This window comes from Flavobacterium sp., assembly GCF_023151265.1.
In the GTDB taxonomy this organism is placed as follows: Bacteria; Bacteroidota; Bacteroidia; order Flavobacteriales; family Flavobacteriaceae; genus Flavobacterium.
Genome location: NZ_JAKLJH010000217.1, coordinates 1 through 2,151 on the forward strand (window position 1 = coordinate 1; position 2,151 = coordinate 2,151).

Genomic DNA, 2,151 nt, shown 5'->3' on the forward strand with positions numbered 1-2,151 from the left:
TTCGGTACACCGAAGGTTTTCTCTCCGAAAAAGCGGAAAACCGGTAAGAGAAATGGATAGAAAAGAAAATGTAAATTTATTACAGTCCCGTCCAGACCAGGTCTTTTCCAAGAGGTATTATCGCAAAGCTTTAGAATAAATCAGTAGGATGCCAAGTACTATCAAATTTTTTCAATTCAAATCCCCAGTTTCCAAGATTGAGTGATCCAGTTGAATAATTATCTTCAAAACTACATTTAAGAGCAAGTGCAAATGAGCATATTAGGTTTTGACTATTGATATCTAATTTATTTAGATACAAGATTATTGTCTCGTTTCCGAAAACGGAGATTTTACTATCTTCAAAATAACCAATTTGAATGTCATTTTTAAAAATTGATGTGTAATATCCTTTGTGTGGTATTATATCATATGTATCATTGATTACATTGCAGATATACTTAGGTTTGAATATGTTAGTATATTTCAATGTAAATGTTTGATAACTAGCGAGGTTAATTATGTTTGTTGGTTTTAAAGGAAACTCGATCCGAAATTGAATTTCAGAAATGAGTTTATTTTCATTGTTGTAAAGTTGCCTAAGAGTTCTTAATCCGTTTCGCGCAAGTATTCCTTTGTACAAAACTTCACCTGCACTCATAAAAAGAAAAACGTCATTACTTCTTTTTATAATAATTTTCATATTGCTATTTCATTATAGCGAACCCAGTTGGGATCGAACCTTTATTTCTGTTTTTTATTTCCATGCTTTCCGCTTTTTCGGAGAGAAAACCTTCGATAATACCTAGATATAAATCTATAAAAAAAATCCATAAACCAACAATCCCTCTCAAAAGCCTTTAAACATTGGGAAATAATAAATAGTGGTTTATTGGTTTATTATGCGTATCTTTGTGTACTTCATTAGAAGATTGGATCTCAATCTATTTGTAATACCTTTTTACATTTCGGTACATTTCTAAATTTCTTTTAAAGAGAAATGGTTTTATGTGAATAGCACCATTTTAAATAATTTAATCAATAACATGCTCACACGTTGTGAGCGCAAAAACAAAACAAAATGAATAAAGGAACAGTAAAATTCTTTAACGAAGCAAAAGGCTTTGGTTTTATTAAAGCAGAAAACGGACAAGAGATCTTCGTTCACGTTACAGGCTTAAAAGAAGAAATTCAAGAAAATGACGTTGTAGTTTACGAAACAGAAGAAGGCCGTAGAGGTTTGAACGCTGTGAATGTAAAAAAAGCATAATCACGAATGAATGTTAAAAAAAGCAACCTCCGGGTTGCTTTTTTTTTGCAGTAAACTGAGGGAGTTTCTACTTACTTGATTTTTTCTTTTTGCTTGATCAAAAAGAAACAATCCACCGAGAAGAACATTCTTCACTTTTTTCTTGATAAAAAAGTGAGAAAAAATCAAGAGCTTAATCCCTTTTTTCTAAAATTCTATTTGCCTTTCTGCTGATCCTATAAACTCATCCCGATTGAAAAAATCGGGATTCAAACAGTATAGGATCTTGCTAAATCCAGCGCTTAGGAAGTCAAATGAATTTATTACGAAAAAAAGGATAAGGCTCAGAGTATACTAATAAGCTTATTTATCAATCAAGCAATTTTTTCGAAGCAGCGCGTTAGCCCGAAAACCTGCGATGCCGTGTCGCGGTGAACATTTTTTTATTAAAAGATCAAAGGATGTAGCCCGAAGGGATATGTCATCCGTAGATCTTTATAAAAAAATGAGAGGAGCGAAGGATTCAGGTTTTCTTGATTTTTTCTCCCTTTTTCATCAAGAAAAAAGGGAAAGAAGAAAATTAGTACAACAATCACTCTACTAAACCATCGCACATGTTTCGACAGGCTCAACATGACATCGCTCAGATAAATTTACATCAACCATTCAAAAAAAATGCTATCTTTGGGCTTTGATGAACTTTAGCAATCCAGCATTCCTATTCGCGCTATCGGCAATTGCCATTCCCATCATCATTCATCTTTTTAACTTCCGGAAATTCAAGACCATTTACTTTAGTAATATCCGTTTTTTAAAGGAAGTAAAACAAGAAACACAAGCCAAATCCAAGTTAAAACACTTATTAGTTCTAGCTGCTCGCATTTTAGCCATTTCTTTTTTAGTGTTTGCTTTTGCTCAACCTT

The 2,151-nt window shown here is 32.7% G+C and carries 3 protein-coding genes; 2 read left to right on the top strand and 1 reads right to left on the bottom strand.

Annotation, left to right across the window (positions count from 1 at the left end; genetic code table 11):
• Positions 1-130 precede the first annotated feature (130 nt).
• The gene (locus L6Q46_RS13700; RefSeq protein WP_291284778.1) at positions 131-682 is read right to left on the bottom strand and encodes a hypothetical protein; all 552 of its coding nucleotides are present in this window, start codon (positions 680-682) and stop codon (positions 131-133) included.
• 378 nt (positions 683-1,060) lie between these two features.
• Here L6Q46_RS13700 and L6Q46_RS13705 point away from each other — a divergent pair, with 378 nt between their 5' ends.
• Together L6Q46_RS13705 and L6Q46_RS14040 are read left to right on the top strand one after the other, a co-directional pair.
• Positions 1,061-1,249, top strand: a complete 189-nt coding sequence (locus tag L6Q46_RS13705; protein WP_291284779.1) for a cold shock domain-containing protein — start codon at positions 1,061-1,063, stop codon at positions 1,247-1,249.
• A 673-nt stretch (positions 1,250-1,922) separates the two neighbouring features.
• The coding region (locus tag L6Q46_RS14040) for a BatA domain-containing protein (protein ID WP_363315885.1) at positions 1,923-2,151 on the top strand (229 nt) is incomplete at its 3' end.